Source organism: Mesorhizobium sp. B2-3-2, from assembly GCF_006442295.1.
GTDB lineage: Bacteria > Pseudomonadota > Alphaproteobacteria > Rhizobiales > Rhizobiaceae > Mesorhizobium.
This window is the reverse complement of sequence record NZ_VFWA01000001.1, coordinates 639,988-655,085: the sequence shown is the minus strand read 5'-3', so window position 1 is coordinate 655,085 and position 15,098 is coordinate 639,988. Positions and strand designations below refer to the sequence as shown.

Genomic DNA, 15,098 nt, shown 5'->3' with positions numbered 1-15,098 from the left:
TGATGGCGGCCGCGACATGAAAGGTTGGACAATGGCCAAAATAACCAAGGCTCCCAGCGACGGCGTCTTCGCAGTCCTCCCACTGCGCGACATCGTGGTGTTCCCGCACATGATCGTTCCGCTCTTTGTCGGGCGTGAAAAGTCGATCAAGGCCCTGGAAGAGGTGATGGGTCAGGAAAAGCAGATCCTGCTCGCCACCCAGATGAATGCCGCCGATGACGATCCGGAGCCCGATGCCATCTTCGATATCGGCACGCTCGCCAACGTGCTGCAATTGCTGAAGCTGCCCGACGGCACCGTCAAGGTGCTGGTCGAAGGCGCCTCTCGTGCGAAAATCACCGCGTTCACCGACCGTCCCGACTTCCATGAGGCCCGCGCTACCGCGCTGGTCGAGCCGGAAGAGGAAGAGGTCGAGGTCGAGGCGCTGGCTCGTTCGGTCGTCGCCGACTTCGAGAACTACGTCAAGCTCAACAAGAAGATCTCGCCCGAGGTGGTTGGCGCCGCCAGCCAGATCGACGACTATTCCAAGCTCGCCGACACGGTCGCTTCACACCTCGCCATCAAGATCCCCGAGAAGCAGGAGATGCTGGCCACGCTCTCGGTCAAGGAGCGGCTGGAAAAGGCGATGGGCTTCATGGAAGCCGAGATCTCCGTCCTGCAGGTGGAGAAGCGCATCCGCTCGCGCGTCAAGCGCCAGATGGAGAAGACGCAGCGCGAATACTACCTCAACGAGCAGATGAAGGCGATCCAGAAGGAGCTCGGCGAAGGCGAGGATGGCCGCGACGAGGCCGCCGAGATCGAGGCCCGCATCAAGAAGACCAAGCTCTCCAAGGAGGCCCGCGAAAAGGCGGAAGCCGAATTGAAGAAGCTGAGGACGATGTCGCCTATGTCGGCGGAATCCACGGTGGTGCGCAATTATCTCGATTGGATCCTGTCGATCCCGTGGGGGAAGAACTCCAAGGTCAAGCAGGACTTGGCGTTCGCGCAGAACGTGCTCGACACCGACCATTTCGGTCTCGACAAGGTCAAGGACCGCATCGTCGAGTATCTCGCCGTGCAAAGCCGCCAGAAGAAGCTCAAGGGGCCTATCCTGTGCCTCGTCGGCCCTCCCGGCGTCGGCAAGACCTCGCTCGGCAAATCGATCGCCAAGGCAACCGGCCGCGAGTTCATCCGCATGGCGCTGGGCGGCGTGCGTGACGAGGCCGAGATCCGCGGTCACCGCCGCACCTATATCGGCTCGATGCCCGGCAAGGTCATCCAGTCGATGAAGAAGGCGAAGAAATCCAATCCGCTCTTCCTGCTCGACGAGATCGACAAGATGGGCCAGGATTTCCGCGGCGATCCGTCGTCGGCTTTGCTGGAGGTGCTCGACCCCGAGCAGAACTCGACGTTCATGGACCACTATCTCGAGGTCGAGTACGACTTGTCGAGTGTGATGTTCGTGACGACGGCGAACACGCTGAACATCCCTGCGCCCTTGATGGACCGCATGGAAATCATCCGTATCGCCGGCTACACCGAGGACGAGAAGATCGAGATTGCCAAGCGGCATTTGCTGCCCAAGGTGGTGCGCGATCACGCTCTGCAGCCGAAGGAGTTCTCCGTCAGTGAGGACGCGATCCGCGCCATCATCCAGACCTACACCCGTGAAGCGGGCGTCAGGAGCCTGGAGCGCGAGCTGATGAAGCTCGGGCGCAAGGCGGTGACCGAGATCCTGAAGACGAAGAAGAAGACTGTGAACATCACGGCGGACAATCTCGCCGACTATCTCGGTGTTCCGCGCTTCCGCTTCGGTCAGGTCGAGGCAGACGACCAGGTCGGCGTCATCACCGGACTTGCCTGGACGGAAGTCGGCGGCGAGCTGCTGACGGTCGAAGGCGTCATGATGCCCGGCAAGGGCCGCATGACGGTGACCGGCAATCTGCGCGACGTGATGAAGGAATCGATTTCGGCGGCGGCCTCCTATGTCCGCTCGCGCGCTCTCGATTTCGGCATCGAGCCGCCGCTGTTCGACAAGCGCGACATCCACGTCCACGTGCCGGAGGGTGCCACGCCCAAGGATGGGCCGTCGGCCGGTGTGGCGATGGCGACCGCGATCGTCTCCGTGCTGACCGGCATTCCGGTCAGGGCCGATGTCGCCATGACCGGCGAGATCACGCTGCGCGGCAGGGTGCTGCCGATCGGCGGTCTGAAGGAGAAGTTGCTTGCCGCACTGCGCGGCGGCATCAAGAAGGTGCTGATCCCGGAAGACAACGCCAAGGATCTGGCGGATATTCCTGACAACGTGAAGAACGGTATGGAGATCATCCCGGTCTCGCGGGTCGGCGAGGCGTTACGCCACGCGTTGGTGCGTATGCCGGAGCCAATCGAATGGGTCGAACCGGTCAATTCTCCTGCCGCGACGGACACTGCGGATGACGCCGGAAAGTCGCTTGCGCATTAGTTCTTGCTAAAGTTGCAGCGCACAAACAGAAAGCCGGGCCTCGCGCCCGGCTTTTTCATGTGAAAAACCCCGGAATTCCGGGCTTTTTTCCATTCTTTCCCGGCTTTTCGACTTGGTTGCGCAAGCGCTTCTTTCTAAAGTCCGTTTCCTGCCGGATGAGTCGTGAGTTCCGGTGTTCTCATGGAAGGGAATTTTTATGAACAAGAACGAACTGGTGTCCGCTGTCGCCGACGCCGCGAGCATTTCGAAGGGTGACGCGCAGTCGGCTGTCGATGCGGTATTCTCCGTCATCACCGGCGAATTGAAGAAGGGCGGCGATGTCCGGCTTGTCGGCTTTGGCAATTTCACCGTCTCAAAGCGTGCGGCCTCGACCGGTCGCAACCCTCAGACCGGCGCCGAAGTGAAGATCCCGGCTCGCACCGTGCCGAAGTTCTCGGCCGGCAAGGGTCTCAAGGACGCCGTCAATTAAGCGCCTTTTTTAAATTTCAAAATATCAGAAAAGCCGGGCAAGCCCCGGCTTTTCTTTTGCGCTCGTAGTGGTCGATAGGTTCGCGATGGCGAGCTACGCGGTCGGCGCGTCCGCCCGCATCAGGCCGTCCTTCTTCAGGTCGGCCCAGAGTGCCGCCGGCAGTTTCGCATCGAGCAGCGACCGGTTGCTTTCGACCTCGCTTGGCCGCTGGCCACCGGGGATCACCGAAACGACGGACGGATGCAGCAACGGGAACTGCAGCGCTGCCTCGATCAGGCGCACGTCATGGCGTCGGCAGATCGCCTCGATGCGCGCCACCCGGTCGAGCACGTCCCGCGGCGCTTCGGTGTAGTTGTAGAAGGCACCCGGCTTCGGCCCCGTAGCCAGGATGCCGGAATTGTAGGGACCGCCCAAAACGATACCGATGCCGCGCTTCTGGCAGAGCGGCAGGAAGGATGTCAGCGCCTCCTGCTCGAGCAGCGTGTAGCGGCCGGCAAGCAGGAACAGGTCGAAATCACCGCGCTCGGCCAATGTCTGGGCAACCTGCCATTCGTTGATGCCGCCGCCGAAGGCCTTGATGACGCCCTGGTCGCGCAAGGCAAGCAGCCCGTAGTAGCCGGAGCGCATAAACTCCTCTATGCGCTGGTCGGACGCTTCCTTGCTGCCATGAGTGAAGATGTCGACGTCGTGCACGAACAGAATGTCGATGCGGTCGACGCCGAGCCGTTCCAGGGACGCTTCGAAGGAGCGCATCACGCCGTCATAGTTGTAGTCGTAGACCTCCTTGCGCGACGGCGTGTCGAAGAACTTGCCGATGCCGGTGCGCTCTTGCGGCGGACAGGCGCGCATGATGCGGCCGACCTTGCTCGACAGCACGTAGTCGTCGCGCATCTTGCCGCGCAGGAAGGGATTGAGCCGCGTCTCCGACAGGCCAAGCCCATAGAGCGGCGCGGTGTCATAGTAGCGGCAGCCGGTCGCCCATGCAGCCTCCAGCGTCGCATTGGCGTCCTCGTCGGAGACGGCGCGGTAGAGGTTGCCAAGCGGCGCCGTGCCGAAGCCGAGTTCGGTGAAGCTGATGCCGCCATTGCCGATGCGGTCGAAATACCGTGTCTTCATATCCTGCCGTTTGCCTCATTGATTTGTCTGACATGACACTATCACGCCCGTGGCACAGCAAAAGCGCGCAGGGGCGTTGGACACGGATTTTCGCGGTGATACCATGAATAAAAACAAGCTGTTCGGGAGAGACGTGACCGGGAATTTCCACTCTTCTTCGACCTTGGATCGTTGGACGGCACCGTCATGAGCGATGCGGGCTTGCAGATGTTCAGGACCGCTCTCGACGAGCTCGGCACTGTGCTGGCACGCGTTGACGACGGCCGGATCGATGCCGCCTGCGGGATGCTCGCAGGAGCACGGCAGATCGTTGTCTATGGCTGCGGCCGTGAGGCCTTGCAGGTCAAGGGCTTCGCCATGCGGCTCTATCATCTGGGCCTGCCGGTGTCGGTGGTCGGCCACATGACGACGCCGCCCGTGGGACCGGGCGATGTCTTCCTCGTCAGTTCCGGGCCTGGAGAAACCGCGACCGTGCTGACCCTGATGCAGGTGGCGCGCCAGGCCGGCGCGAGGGTTCTGCTTCTGACCGCCCAGCCGGGCGGCAGTGCGGCGCGCTTTGCCGACTTCACGCTGCTCGTGCCGGCGCAGACCATGGCCGACGACCAGGGCCCGCAAAAAACATCGGTCCTGCCGATGGGATCGGTGTTCGAAGGCGCGCTGTTCCTGCTGTTCGAGGTCATGGTGCTGAAGCTCAGGGGTTTGACCGCGGCCTCGCCGGAGGCGATGCGGGCCCGCCACACCAATATGGAGTAGTGCGAATGCGCTATGAGCTGATGCTGCCCCACCAGATTCGCAAGGCGATCGCCCAGAACTGGCCGGTCGCGCTGCCGCTCGGCGTGCTCGAATACCATGGCGAGCACATGGCGGTCGGCATGGACACGCTGGCGGTCGTCAAGACGCTGGAACTGTTCGAGAAGGAGCGGGACATCGTCATCCTGCCGCCCTTCTACTACGGCGCGGCGAGCTACGCCGTGGCGCCGCCGGAAGGCACAGGCTCGGTGCAGGTCGGCGGCAATCAACTGGCCCCCTTCGCGGAAGAACTGTTCTACAGCCTGCTGCGCATCGGTTTTCGCAACATCCATGCAATAATCCACCACCAGACCGAGAATTTCGCCGCCGGCATGCCGACCGATCTCGCCTTCAAGGCCGCCGGCCGCCAGGCGATCTTCCGCTTCCTCGAAAAGCAGCGTGGCGAGGGCTGGTGGGGGGCCGACGCGATGGCCGACTACTATGCCGGACACGCCGCGGGCGAGAACTTCTTCAACTGGGTGCAGGTGCATCCGCTGATGCCGGCCGCGATGAACGGCAAGTACCCGTTCGACCATGCCGGCATCGGCGAGACCTCGCTGATGCTGGCGCTATGCCCCGAAGCTGTCGATACCGGCCATTTCGCCGACAATACGAGCTGGTATACGGCCAGCGCTCCGGATGCATCGGCGGAACTCGGGCAAAAGGGCGTGGTGATGATCCTCGATCATTTGCGGGCGATATTGGGGCGCTGACGGGACGGTTCTGCCTTCTCCCCTTGTGGGAGAAGGTGTCGCCGAAGGCGAAGGATGAGGGGTGTTCCAGGGAACGCCGACGTCTCACTTCGCTGGAACACCCTCATCCGTCTCGGCGCTGCGCGCCGATCCACCTTCCCCCACAAGGCGGGAAGAAGGAGCGCCGCCTATTTCACCGCTCCCGCGGTCATGCCCATGATCAGGTAGCGCTCCAGCGCGATGCCGATGACGGCCAAGGGCGCGATTGCCGCCGTGGCAAGCGCCGCCATCGACCACCAATTGATGCCTTGCGAACCGGTCTGGCTCGCCACCATGACCGGAATTGTCTTGGCGTCGGTCGAGGTCAAAAGGGCGGCGAAGAAATACTCGTTCCAGCACAGCACCATCGCCAGGATGAAAGCCGCGACCATGCCGGGCAGGGCGATCGGCATGACGATGCGAAAGAACGCGCCCCAGATCGACAACCCGTCGACGAGGGCCGCTTCCTCGAGCTCGACCGGGATGGAATTGAACTGGTCGCGCATGATCCAGATGACGATTGGCAGCACCATCAGCGTGTAGAGGAGGATCAGCCCGATGCGCGTGTCGAGCAGGCCGACTTCGCGGTAAAGCACCAGGAACGGCAGTGCGAGCACGACTGGCGGCAGGATGAGCTGCGACAGGAAGAAAAAGGAAATGTCCTCGTTCTTGAACCAGGCGAAGTGATAGCGATAGCGTGTAAGGCCGTAGGCGGCGAGGCTGCCGATGATGATGGCCAGGCTCGACGCGCCGACCGAAGTGATGACCGAATTCATGAAGCGCTTGAAGAATTCGTCGCGGACGGTCGACGTCTGGAAGATCGAATCCGGCGACAGACCGAGCGATCGCCAGCCCTTCCAGTCCGGCTGGAAGTCGATGAAGGGGATGAGATGGCCCTGGGTCACGTCTACCGCCGACTTGAACGAGGTCGTGATCGTCCAGTAGATCGGAAACAGGCAGATGAAGGCCCAGAACACCAGCGCGCCATAGATGAAGACGCGGCTGGTGATGAAGCTCGCCGGCGAGCGGATTTCGGAGACGGTGTAGTCGGTGGTCTGAACGCTCATGATCCCTGCCGCACTAGTTCACATTGCGCACGAAGCGGTTGGCGACCTTCAGCAGCCAGGTCACGAACACCACGATGATGACGAGATAGGCCATCGCCAGCATCGTGCCGTAGCCGACATTGGAACGGTCCCGGTACTCGCGATAAATAAAGCTCGACACGGAATCGGTGGCGCCGCCGGGACCACCCGAGGTGACCGTGATGATGATGTCTGCCAGTTTCAGCTTGAAGATGATGCGCAGCACGACCGCGGTCACCGACACCGGCAGCATCAGCGGGAAGGTGACTTGCCAGAAGGTCTGCCAGGCCGTGGCGCCGTCGACGCGCGCGGCCTCCAGCACCTCGCGTGACATCGCCTGCAGGCCGGCGAGCAGCATGATCATCATGAAGGGGATGAAGGTCCAGGCGTCGAGCATCATGATCGAGATGCGGGCGGTGATCGGGTTGGAGAAGAAGGCGGGGTTGTCCCAGCCGAGGTGGCGGGCCAGTGTCGCCGCCGGTCCGAACCGGTACTCCATCAGCGATTTGCCGATCATCCAGGATACCGCGACCGGTGACAGCATCAGCGGCATCAGGAAGACGACGCGGAAGAATTTGCGCGCCCGGATCTGCGCGTTGAGCAGCAGCGCCAGGCCGAAGGCGATGACATATTCGACCAGCACCGCCAGCACGTAGAGCACCATGTTGAACAGCGCGTTGCGGTAATAGGGATCGCCGAGCATCTGCCAGAAATTGTCGAGCCCGTTGAACTTGCGGCCCGAGAATGAACTCAGGTTCCAGTCGGTCAGTGCGATATAGAAGCCGAACAGGGTCGGGAAGATCACCATGGCGATGGTGAACAGCAGCGCCGGCAGCAGGAACAGCGCACGCTGGCCGTCTTCGCCGCGCGTCAGCACCTGGCCGACGCCGAGTGCCACGCCCCACAGCACGTAGGCGTAGACCACGGGCCGCCATGTCTCGAAGCCGATCGTGTCGACCTCGCTCTTGTAGAGGATTTGCACCAGGATCGTTGCCAGAAGGCCGAGCGTCGCGACGGCCATCAGGGACCAACCAAGGCGCTTGCGGCCGGGCGGGATCAGGTCGGTCGGTGCGGAATTTGCCGGCCACGCATTCGTGGTCGAAGTCTGGTCAGCCACGCCTCTTGCCTCATTTGCGCAAATGACCGGCCGAAGCCGGCCGAGATACGGCCCGGCGACGACGTTTCGCCGGGCCGTGATCCATCATAACGCCTGCCTACAGGCCGAGCGAGGCCTTGTAGAGCTTGATCTGGTTGTCGCGGCCGATCTGGTCGGTCAGCTTCTCCCAGGCCGCGGCAATGGCGTCTGCGCCCTCCTGCGCCTTCATCTTGCCTGCGAAGGTGTTTGCCAGAATGTCCTCGGCGGCTGAATAGTACTGGAAGATGCCGGGGATGCGTGGCTCGATCGCCGCGTTCGGGTGGTTGTAGCTGTCCGATTCCGACTTGAGATAGGAGGTGATGAAGGCTTCGTCATAGCCCGCCGCCACCCACTCCGGAATGTCGAAATGCGAGTTGCGGTAGGGCTGGAAGCCCGACGGGTACATCGCCGTCCAGATCGACAGGTCCTTGCCGCCGAGATGGGCGGCAGCGGACCATGCCGCCTTCTTCTTCTTCTCGTCGCTATCGACGCGGGCCATGACGTATACGCCCCAGCCGAGATAGGCGCAGTTCGGCGCATAGTTCGGTCCGCTGGCGAGTTTGTCCCACTGCCCGGTCTTGGAGTTGTAGACGTCGTCGGAGCCGGGCAGGATCGAGAAGCCGGTGACGTCGCCCACGACGGAGGAGTCGTTGGTCTTGACGTTCGAGCCGACATCGCCCCACCAGGTGACCATCGAGCCGGTGCCGGCCAGGAACTGCTGGAAGGCGGTGGTGTTCGGATCGGCGTTGATCTGGTCGGCGGGCTCCGAAGGCAGCGCGTCGATCACGTCCTGTATGGCGCGCACCCAGGCCGGATTGTTGATGCGCGGCTTCATCGTGTCGGCGTCGAACAGCCAGGCCTTGTCGTCGGGGTGCTTGGCGTAGGCGGTGGCGCGGCTGCCAAGGAAATAGAAGCCGAATCCACCCCAGGGTTTCGGCGCGTCGAGATAGCCGTAGACGTCCTGACCCTTGATCTGCTTGCCCTTGAGGAACTTGGTGACCGCCTGGACCTGCTGCCAGGTCTTCGGCACGCCCCATTCGCCGCCGCCGCCGCCGTCCTTCCAGGCCTTGGCGAGATCGGCATCGGAAAACACATCGGTACGGTAATTGAAATTATGCGCGTCGCCATCGACGGTCACGCGGTACTGCTTGCCGTTCCAGGTGCCGACAGGCGGCTTCAGATAATTGACGAGGTCGTCGAAATCGATCTGGGTCTTGACCCAGTCGGGCATCTCGGACGTGAGGCCCTTGCCGCAGACGTCGCCCTCGAACGGCGCGCCCATCTCGATGATGTCGAAGTCGACCGTGCCGGTGGCGATCGACTGCTGCAGACGGGCATTGTAGTCGGCCTGCGCCAGGTCGATCCAGTTGATCTTGGCGCCGGTATAGGTCTCCCAGGGCTTCAGGAAGCCGCGGAACAGCACATTGTGCAGGTTCTGGTTGTTGAGGCCCATGAAGGTAAGCTCGACGCCGGCGAATTCGCCTTCCTTGACATTGGCCTTGGTCGCCTCGAGGCAGAGCTCGCCGACCTTCTGGAAGTCGGCGTCGGTCGGCTGACCCTTGCCCACGCCGGGGATCTGCAGGATTTTCGAGCGCAGCTCGCTGGCGGCGGAGGCCGGGCGCGTGAGGGCGCCGAGCCCGGCGCCGGATGCGGCAGCGATCGCGGCCATCGAGGCCGCGCCCTTCAATATGCCGCGTCGGGTTGCCCCCGCGCGGACCAGCGTTTCGTAGAGACCTGTTTTCATCGATGTTCCTCCCAGAATATCTGTTGTGAATGCGGCCAAATTTCTCAGGCGCTGGAGCGCCAAACGATTCTCCCGGCTCGGAAACGAACGATGCAGGACCCCACCTGCTCGATTGAAGTTCCGTTTTTTTGGTTCGGGCGACCGGTATTCGGACCAGCGCCCGTCACTATTCTCGCAACCAAACGCCGTGTCAACGAGACCTGGTTTTTGTCGGGAAGAGACCGGCTTGCCCTGGCAGGTCGCGTTGGTTAGCTTCTGCGCATACGGCAATGGAGCCGACGGGGGAGATATGGCTCAAGTCGCGATCAGCAAAGTGGCCAAGGCGTTTGGAACCGTCAAGGTTCTGCACGAAGTCAGCGTCGATATATCTGACGGCCAATTCGTGGTGCTGGTCGGTCCTTCGGGTTGCGGCAAGTCCACGCTGCTGAGAATGGTGGCCGGGCTGGAGACCGTCTCCGGCGGCACGATCGCCATCGGCGACCGTGTGGTCAACCACTTGCCGCCGGCCAAGCGCGACATCGCGATGGTGTTCCAAAACTATGCGCTCTATCCGCACAAGACGGTGGAGCAGAACATGGCTTTCGCGCTCAAACTGCGCAAAACCGATCCGGCCGTGGTTGCCGAGCGGGTCAAGCGCGCCGCCGACATCCTCGACCTCAACCCTTACCTGAAACGCTATCCCCGGCAGCTTTCCGGCGGCCAGCGCCAGCGCGTCGCCATGGGCCGCGCCATCGTGCGCAACCCGCAGGTGTTCCTGTTTGACGAGCCGCTCTCAAATCTCGACGCCAAGCTGCGCGTGCAGATGCGTACCGAGATCAAGGAATTGCACCAGCGGCTGAAGACAACCACGATCTACGTCACGCACGACCAGATCGAAGCCATGACCATGGCCGACAAGATCGTGGTGATGCGCGACGGCCGCATCGAGCAGGTCGGTGCGCCGCTGGAATTGTTCGACCGGCCGGCCAATCTGTTCGTCGCCGGCTTCATCGGCTCGCCTTCGATGAACCTGCTCAAGGGCACCATGCGCAAGGGCGGCGTCGACATTGCCGGATCTCTGTTTCCCGTCGCGCCCGGCAGCGCCGTGGAGGAAGGGCGCGCCGTCGTCTACGGCGTGCGCCCGGAGCATCTCGAGATCCATGCCGATGGCGTGCCTGCCAAGATTTCGGTGGTCGAGCCGACTGGTTCAGAAACCCTCGTCTTCCTGCGTTTCGGCGACGGCGAGATGGTGGCGCTGTTTCGCGAGCGCCACGACTTCAAGCCCGGCGATACGCTCAAGCTCAGGCCGCGGCTCGACCACATCCATCTGTTCGATGCCGAGACCGGCAGGCGTCTCTGACCTCAAACTCATTTCGCGAGGAATATCATGCTCAAAGGGATCAATCCGCTCCTCAATGCCGACGTGCTCCAGGCATTGCGGGCGATGGGACACGGCGACGACCTGATTATCGCCGACACCAACTTCCCCTCCGATTCAGTGGCGCGCCAGACGGCGCTCGGGCGGCTGCTGCGCATCGATGCGCCGGCGGCGCAAGTCGTGGAGGCGGTGCTGTCGCTCTACCCGCTGGATACGTTCGTCGACGATTCAGCCGCGCGCATGGAGATCGTCGGCAAGCCGGACGAGATCCCGCCCGTCCAGCAGGAAGTGCAAAAGGAGATCGACGCCGCCGAGGGCAAGCCATGGCCGATGCTGCCGGTCGAGCGCTACGCTTTCTACGAGCGCGCCAAGCAGGCCTATTGCGTCATCCAGACCGGCGAACGCCGGTTCTACGGCTGCTTCGCCTTCCGCAAGGGCGTGGTCCCGCCGGATGCGGAGTAGCGGCATGGTGGCCGGCAAGCCGATCGTCATCCTCGGAGTCTTTGTCGCCGACACGGCCTATCGCGCCGCGCGGCAGCCGCGCATGGGCGAGACGATCCTCGGAACGTCCTTTACCCTCGGTCCCGGCGGCAAGGGTTCTAACCAGGCGGTTGCTGTCGGCAAGCTTGGCGCCGATGTAACCTTTCTCACGCGCCTCGGCGTCGATGCCTTCGCCGACATGGCCAAGCGCACCTGGAAGGACGCCGGCGTGAAGAATGCCGTGATCGACACGCCCGATAGCTATACGGGCGCCGCCTATATCTTCGTCGAGGAGGGCACCGGCAACAACGCCATCATCGTCAGCCCCGGCGCGGCGATGCTGATCTCGCCCGACGACATCGAGGCCAATGCCGCCTTGATTCGTGGCGCCGGCGTCTTCGTGACGCAACTCGAACAGCCCATCGAGGCGGCTCTGCGGGCGCTGGAGATCGCGCGCGGGGCAGGGGTGACGACCATCCTCAATCCGGCTCCAGCGGCCAAACTCCCCGACCGCATCTATTCGCTCTGCGACTACCTCACGCCCAACGAGACGGAGACTGAGGAGTTGACCGGAATGAAGGTCGCTTCGGTCGACGACGCGCGCCGCGCCGCCGGCAAGCTGCTTGAAAAGGGTGTCGGCACGGTCATCGTAACGCTGGGCGAGAAGGGCGCGCTCCTTCACTCGAAGAATCGCTCCGACCATGTCCCGGCCGTCAGCGCGGGGCCGGTGGTCGAGACCACTGGAGCGGGAGACGCCTTCAATGGCGGGCTGGCCGCAGCACTTTCGCGAGGCGTGGAGCCGTTGCAGGCGGTGCGCTTTGCCTGTGCGGTAGCCGGCATTTCGGTGACGCGACCCGGCACGGCGCCATCGATGCCGACGCTGCAGGAGGTAGAGGCCCTGCTGGCGAGGGGTTGATCGCTGCGAATTGTAGGCACTAGCCTAGCTGGCCTAAGTTACCTCAGGCCTCATGCAAGGCAGATATCTTTGACGATCAATGTCTTCATTTCTCTCCAGCCAAGGGTTTGAAACCCTTGAGAGAAATGGCGCGAGTGACGGGGCTCGAACCCGCGACCTCCGGCGTGACAGGCCGGCACTCTAACCAACTGAGCTACACCCGCGCATTGACGAGCACGTGTCAGCCGTGTTCGTCGTTGGGCCGCTGGATAAGGGGTTCGCTACCGGGTGTCAAGCGCACGAAACCATCATAACAACAAACTGGAGAAGGTTTTTTGACAGCCGGCGTTTTGTTCGCAAATCCAGCCTGTGAACCGGGCGTCGACTGTTCATTTGGCCTTGCGAAGCCGGCCCCGACCGCTTAAAGGTCCGGCCCGGAGCGGGCGATTAGCTCAGTTGGTAGAGCGCTTCGTTTACACCGAAGATGTCGGCGGTTCGAGCCCGTCATCGCCCACCATATAACCTGCTGAATTTTAATGCTTATTTGCGATCGTTGGTTGATTCAGATTTCTCCAGATGGGCGCCCTAGCTACAAACTAGCAACCGGTGCGCTTGAGTGACTCCCCTGTTCCAGCTCGATAACGCCAGACAATGGGGCGGGAATCAATCATTCTCGGATGGTCCTTCCACTGCCAAAATTTGAAGGCTCTCGATCTCCTGCATCACCTTGCCAGCGATACCCTGGAGGTCGCCATACATTCCGACTGTGGACTCGATGACGCCCTGGATTGTACCTCTCGTTTAGCCCAGGGCCGCATGTCCGAGAACTTTTCCAGGATCGCCTCTATCCGCTGCCTGAAACGAGGGCCGGTCAGGTACCCATACACCAACTCCATCTTGGAAGCCTGACCAGTATGGGCAAGGTTGAGTTTCCTAATTCGATTAGCGACTGTCGCAACATCACCGCAACGGGGCGTGCGCGTCTCGGATTTGCAGCGTAGAGGCCGTCGATCAGATCGAAAGGCTTCTACTCCAGGGGCAGGGCCTCGGAGATTATCAAGGCTATATGCTGCGCAAAGGGGCTGAATGGTGAAGCCATCGAAACCTCTCCCAATTCCGCTTCTAAACCGAGCCGAAGACAGGCTTCAACTTCGTGCGCGATTCTGCAGCCCTCAATTGCATACATGGACTTCCATCAGCCGCTCGAGCTCCTGGTATTCTTGAGGAAGCTCGGCATTCGGCAGCAGATTTGAAATCGCGGATCGTGTATCCCACGTTCGGCATAGGGACGAACGAAGGGAGGGAACATGAAGCGGGACGTTCATGATTGGGCCGGATGGAAGTCTGCCAACGCGCACAAGACGAAGCATCCAGCCGATTTTGAACAGAAGTTTGTGGACCTAATCCTCGCTAAGGTTCCTGGGTTAACTCCCGACGATGTCACCGCGCAATACGAGTTCGTCGACGATACCGGACGACATAGGCGCATCGACTTCGCAATCAGGAACTCGGGCAAGGGTTACGACCTGATGATCGAACTGGATGGAGCATCGAAAGACACAGACACTTCGAAGTGGAGGGACTTCCTTGAGCGTCAAAACTACATCGTCCTTAGGTTCGGCAACATCCTAAGGTTCTCGAATAGGTGCATGTTCGAGCGACCGAACAAGGTCATCTCCACAATATCACGGGGCCTAAGGCACGCGCCCGGCGCGCCCGGGGAATGGTCCGAATACGATAACGAACTGGGTGGCGACATAACCACGGTTTACCTAGGGAGGCGACGCCTCGGAACTGGTCAATGCTGTGCGGATTGCGGCAGCCTGTTAGGCGATTTTTGGCGCAAGCCCGATGGCGAGGTGGTGTTCAGTTGCGCATTGTGCATGTGAGCCTTGGTGTGAGCTGGCCATCGGGACGCAGTTGTTCAAGCACGAGTTCAAACGGCACCCGGCCAAGAATGAACCTGTCACCGAGGCGAATTCGGGACTGCGTTCCATAGCTACTGGCCTCACTCAGGCGGTCGTCGCCGGACGCGCGAATTTGTGTGAGCAATACGTCGTGAGTGGCTTGGAAAACGGAAACGAAACCCAACGGGCCCTGTTGGATTTGGCTCAGACTCACGTTGATCTCGTTAGACCCGACGACCAATTCTCTCTCGAAAGCCTAGGTTAAATACCCCAGAAAGACGGCATTCCAGGGCGCCTTTCGGCTTGAAAGCAGGAATATTTTCCTATAATCTGGAGTTGTCCCCATCCCTGGAGCGCAACCCAATGTCTGGTCGTCAAGCCAAGGTCATCACCGATTCGATGTTGCGCAAAATGCTTGCGCATACGCGCAAATCATCGCGACCGCTGAGGGATCGGGTGATTATCCTCCTCTCCTGTAAGGCCGGGCTGAGGGCCTGCGAAATCGCCGGATTGGAGTGGTCCATGCTCCTCGATCCGAAGGGGAAGATCGGGAGCCTGGTCGTGATCGAGGATCGTATCGCGAAACGTCAATCCGGCCGCCGTATCCCACTCCATCCCATCCTCAAGGGTGCACTGTCTTTGTTGCGAGGAGAGGAGGGAGTCGACGGCCCGGTGATCAGGTCAAGCCGCGGTGGCGCGATGCGGGCAAACAGCATCGTCAATTGGTTCGTCGAACTGTACGGCGAGCTCAACTTCGAAGGGTGTTCGTCTCATTCGGGACGCCGGACTTTCATCACGACGGCAGCACGATCCGCGCACCGCGCAGGAGGATGTCTTCGCGACGTTCAACTCCTCGCCGGCCATCAGTCTCTGTCGATGACCCAGAGTTACATCGACGGCGACACCGATGCCCAACGCCGCATCGTTTCCATGATCTGAGATAGCGC

Annotated in this window: 13 protein-coding genes, 2 tRNA genes and 1 pseudogene; 10 read left to right on the top strand and 6 right to left on the bottom strand. The window is 61.6% G+C overall.

The window, feature by feature from the left end:
* The first annotated feature begins 31 nt into the window (after positions 1-31).
* Both lon and FJ964_RS03215 read left to right on the top strand, forming a co-directional pair.
* Positions 32-2,443, top strand: a complete 2,412-nt coding sequence (gene lon, locus FJ964_RS03220; RefSeq protein ID WP_140549038.1) for an endopeptidase La — start codon at positions 32-34, stop codon at positions 2,441-2,443.
* A 196-nt stretch (positions 2,444-2,639) separates the two neighbouring features.
* Entirely contained in the window at positions 2,640-2,912 is a 273-nt protein-coding gene (locus FJ964_RS03215; protein WP_006201846.1) for an HU family DNA-binding protein, read from the top strand.
* Between the two features lie 93 nt (positions 2,913-3,005).
* Here FJ964_RS03215 and FJ964_RS03210 read toward each other — a convergent pair whose 3' ends face one another.
* Positions 3,006-4,028 (bottom strand): aldo/keto reductase, encoded by a 1,023-nt coding sequence (locus FJ964_RS03210; protein WP_140549037.1) that lies wholly within the window; start codon positions 4,026-4,028, stop codon positions 3,006-3,008.
* Positions 4,029-4,214: 186 nt separating this feature from the next.
* Between FJ964_RS03210 and FJ964_RS03205 the strand changes: the two genes are divergently transcribed.
* Together FJ964_RS03205 and FJ964_RS03200 are read left to right on the top strand one after the other, a co-directional pair.
* Positions 4,215-4,781 (top strand): SIS domain-containing protein, encoded by a 567-nt coding sequence (locus tag FJ964_RS03205; protein ID WP_140549036.1) that lies wholly within the window; start codon positions 4,215-4,217, stop codon positions 4,779-4,781.
* A 5-nt stretch (positions 4,782-4,786) separates the two neighbouring features.
* Complete coding sequence (locus tag FJ964_RS03200) at positions 4,787-5,530, top strand: creatininase family protein (RefSeq protein WP_140549035.1); 744 nt, start codon at positions 4,787-4,789, stop codon at positions 5,528-5,530.
* A gap of 167 nt (positions 5,531-5,697) precedes the next feature.
* Here the strand turns inward: FJ964_RS03200 and FJ964_RS03195 are convergent, their stop codons facing one another.
* The 3 genes from FJ964_RS03195 to FJ964_RS03185 form a co-directional block, all read right to left on the bottom strand.
* Positions 5,698-6,615: a carbohydrate ABC transporter permease gene (locus FJ964_RS03195; RefSeq protein WP_140549034.1), complete on the bottom strand. Its 918-nt coding sequence runs from the start codon at positions 6,613-6,615 to the stop codon at positions 5,698-5,700.
* Between the two features lie 13 nt (positions 6,616-6,628).
* Positions 6,629-7,750 (bottom strand): sugar ABC transporter permease, encoded by a 1,122-nt coding sequence (locus tag FJ964_RS03190; RefSeq protein WP_140549033.1) that lies wholly within the window; start codon positions 7,748-7,750, stop codon positions 6,629-6,631.
* A gap of 97 nt (positions 7,751-7,847) precedes the next feature.
* Entirely contained in the window at positions 7,848-9,512 is a 1,665-nt protein-coding gene (locus FJ964_RS03185; protein ID WP_140549032.1) for a sugar ABC transporter substrate-binding protein, read from the bottom strand.
* A 289-nt stretch (positions 9,513-9,801) separates the two neighbouring features.
* Between FJ964_RS03185 and ugpC the strand changes: the two genes are divergently transcribed.
* The 3 genes from ugpC to rbsK are packed head-to-tail and all read left to right on the top strand — an operon-like array spanning position 9,802 to position 12,265.
* Positions 9,802-10,851, top strand: coding sequence for a sn-glycerol-3-phosphate ABC transporter ATP-binding protein UgpC (ugpC, locus tag FJ964_RS03180; RefSeq protein WP_140549031.1), 1,050 nt, complete (start codon positions 9,802-9,804; stop codon positions 10,849-10,851).
* Between the two features lie 27 nt (positions 10,852-10,878).
* Complete coding sequence (locus tag FJ964_RS03175; RefSeq protein WP_140549030.1) at positions 10,879-11,331, top strand: RbsD/FucU family protein; 453 nt, start codon at positions 10,879-10,881, stop codon at positions 11,329-11,331.
* Between the two features lie 4 nt (positions 11,332-11,335).
* Positions 11,336-12,265 carry a ribokinase gene (gene rbsK, locus FJ964_RS03170; protein ID WP_140549029.1) on the top strand — a complete coding sequence of 310 codons (930 nt, stop codon included), beginning with the start codon at positions 11,336-11,338 and terminating at the stop codon, positions 12,263-12,265.
* 126 nt (positions 12,266-12,391) lie between these two features.
* Here rbsK and FJ964_RS03165 read toward each other — a convergent pair.
* Positions 12,392-12,468 (bottom strand) — tRNA-Asp (locus FJ964_RS03165).
* A 217-nt stretch (positions 12,469-12,685) separates the two neighbouring features.
* Between FJ964_RS03165 and FJ964_RS03160 the strand changes: the two genes are divergently transcribed.
* Positions 12,686-12,761 (top strand) — tRNA-Val (locus tag FJ964_RS03160).
* Positions 12,762-12,907: 146 nt separating this feature from the next.
* Here the strand turns inward: FJ964_RS03160 and FJ964_RS31280 are convergent.
* Positions 12,908-13,310, bottom strand: a pseudogene (locus tag FJ964_RS31280) (DUF2130 domain-containing protein); the annotation flags it as partial.
* A gap of 241 nt (positions 13,311-13,551) precedes the next feature.
* Between FJ964_RS31280 and FJ964_RS03150 the strand changes: the two are divergent.
* A complete protein-coding gene (locus tag FJ964_RS03150; RefSeq protein ID WP_140549028.1) occupies positions 13,552-14,133 on the top strand; it encodes a hypothetical protein in 582 nt (193 codons plus the stop codon).
* Between the two features lie 381 nt (positions 14,134-14,514).
* Positions 14,515-15,090, top strand: coding sequence for a site-specific integrase (locus FJ964_RS03140; RefSeq protein WP_140549027.1), 576 nt, complete (start codon positions 14,515-14,517; stop codon positions 15,088-15,090).
* Positions 15,091-15,098 lie beyond the last annotated feature (8 nt).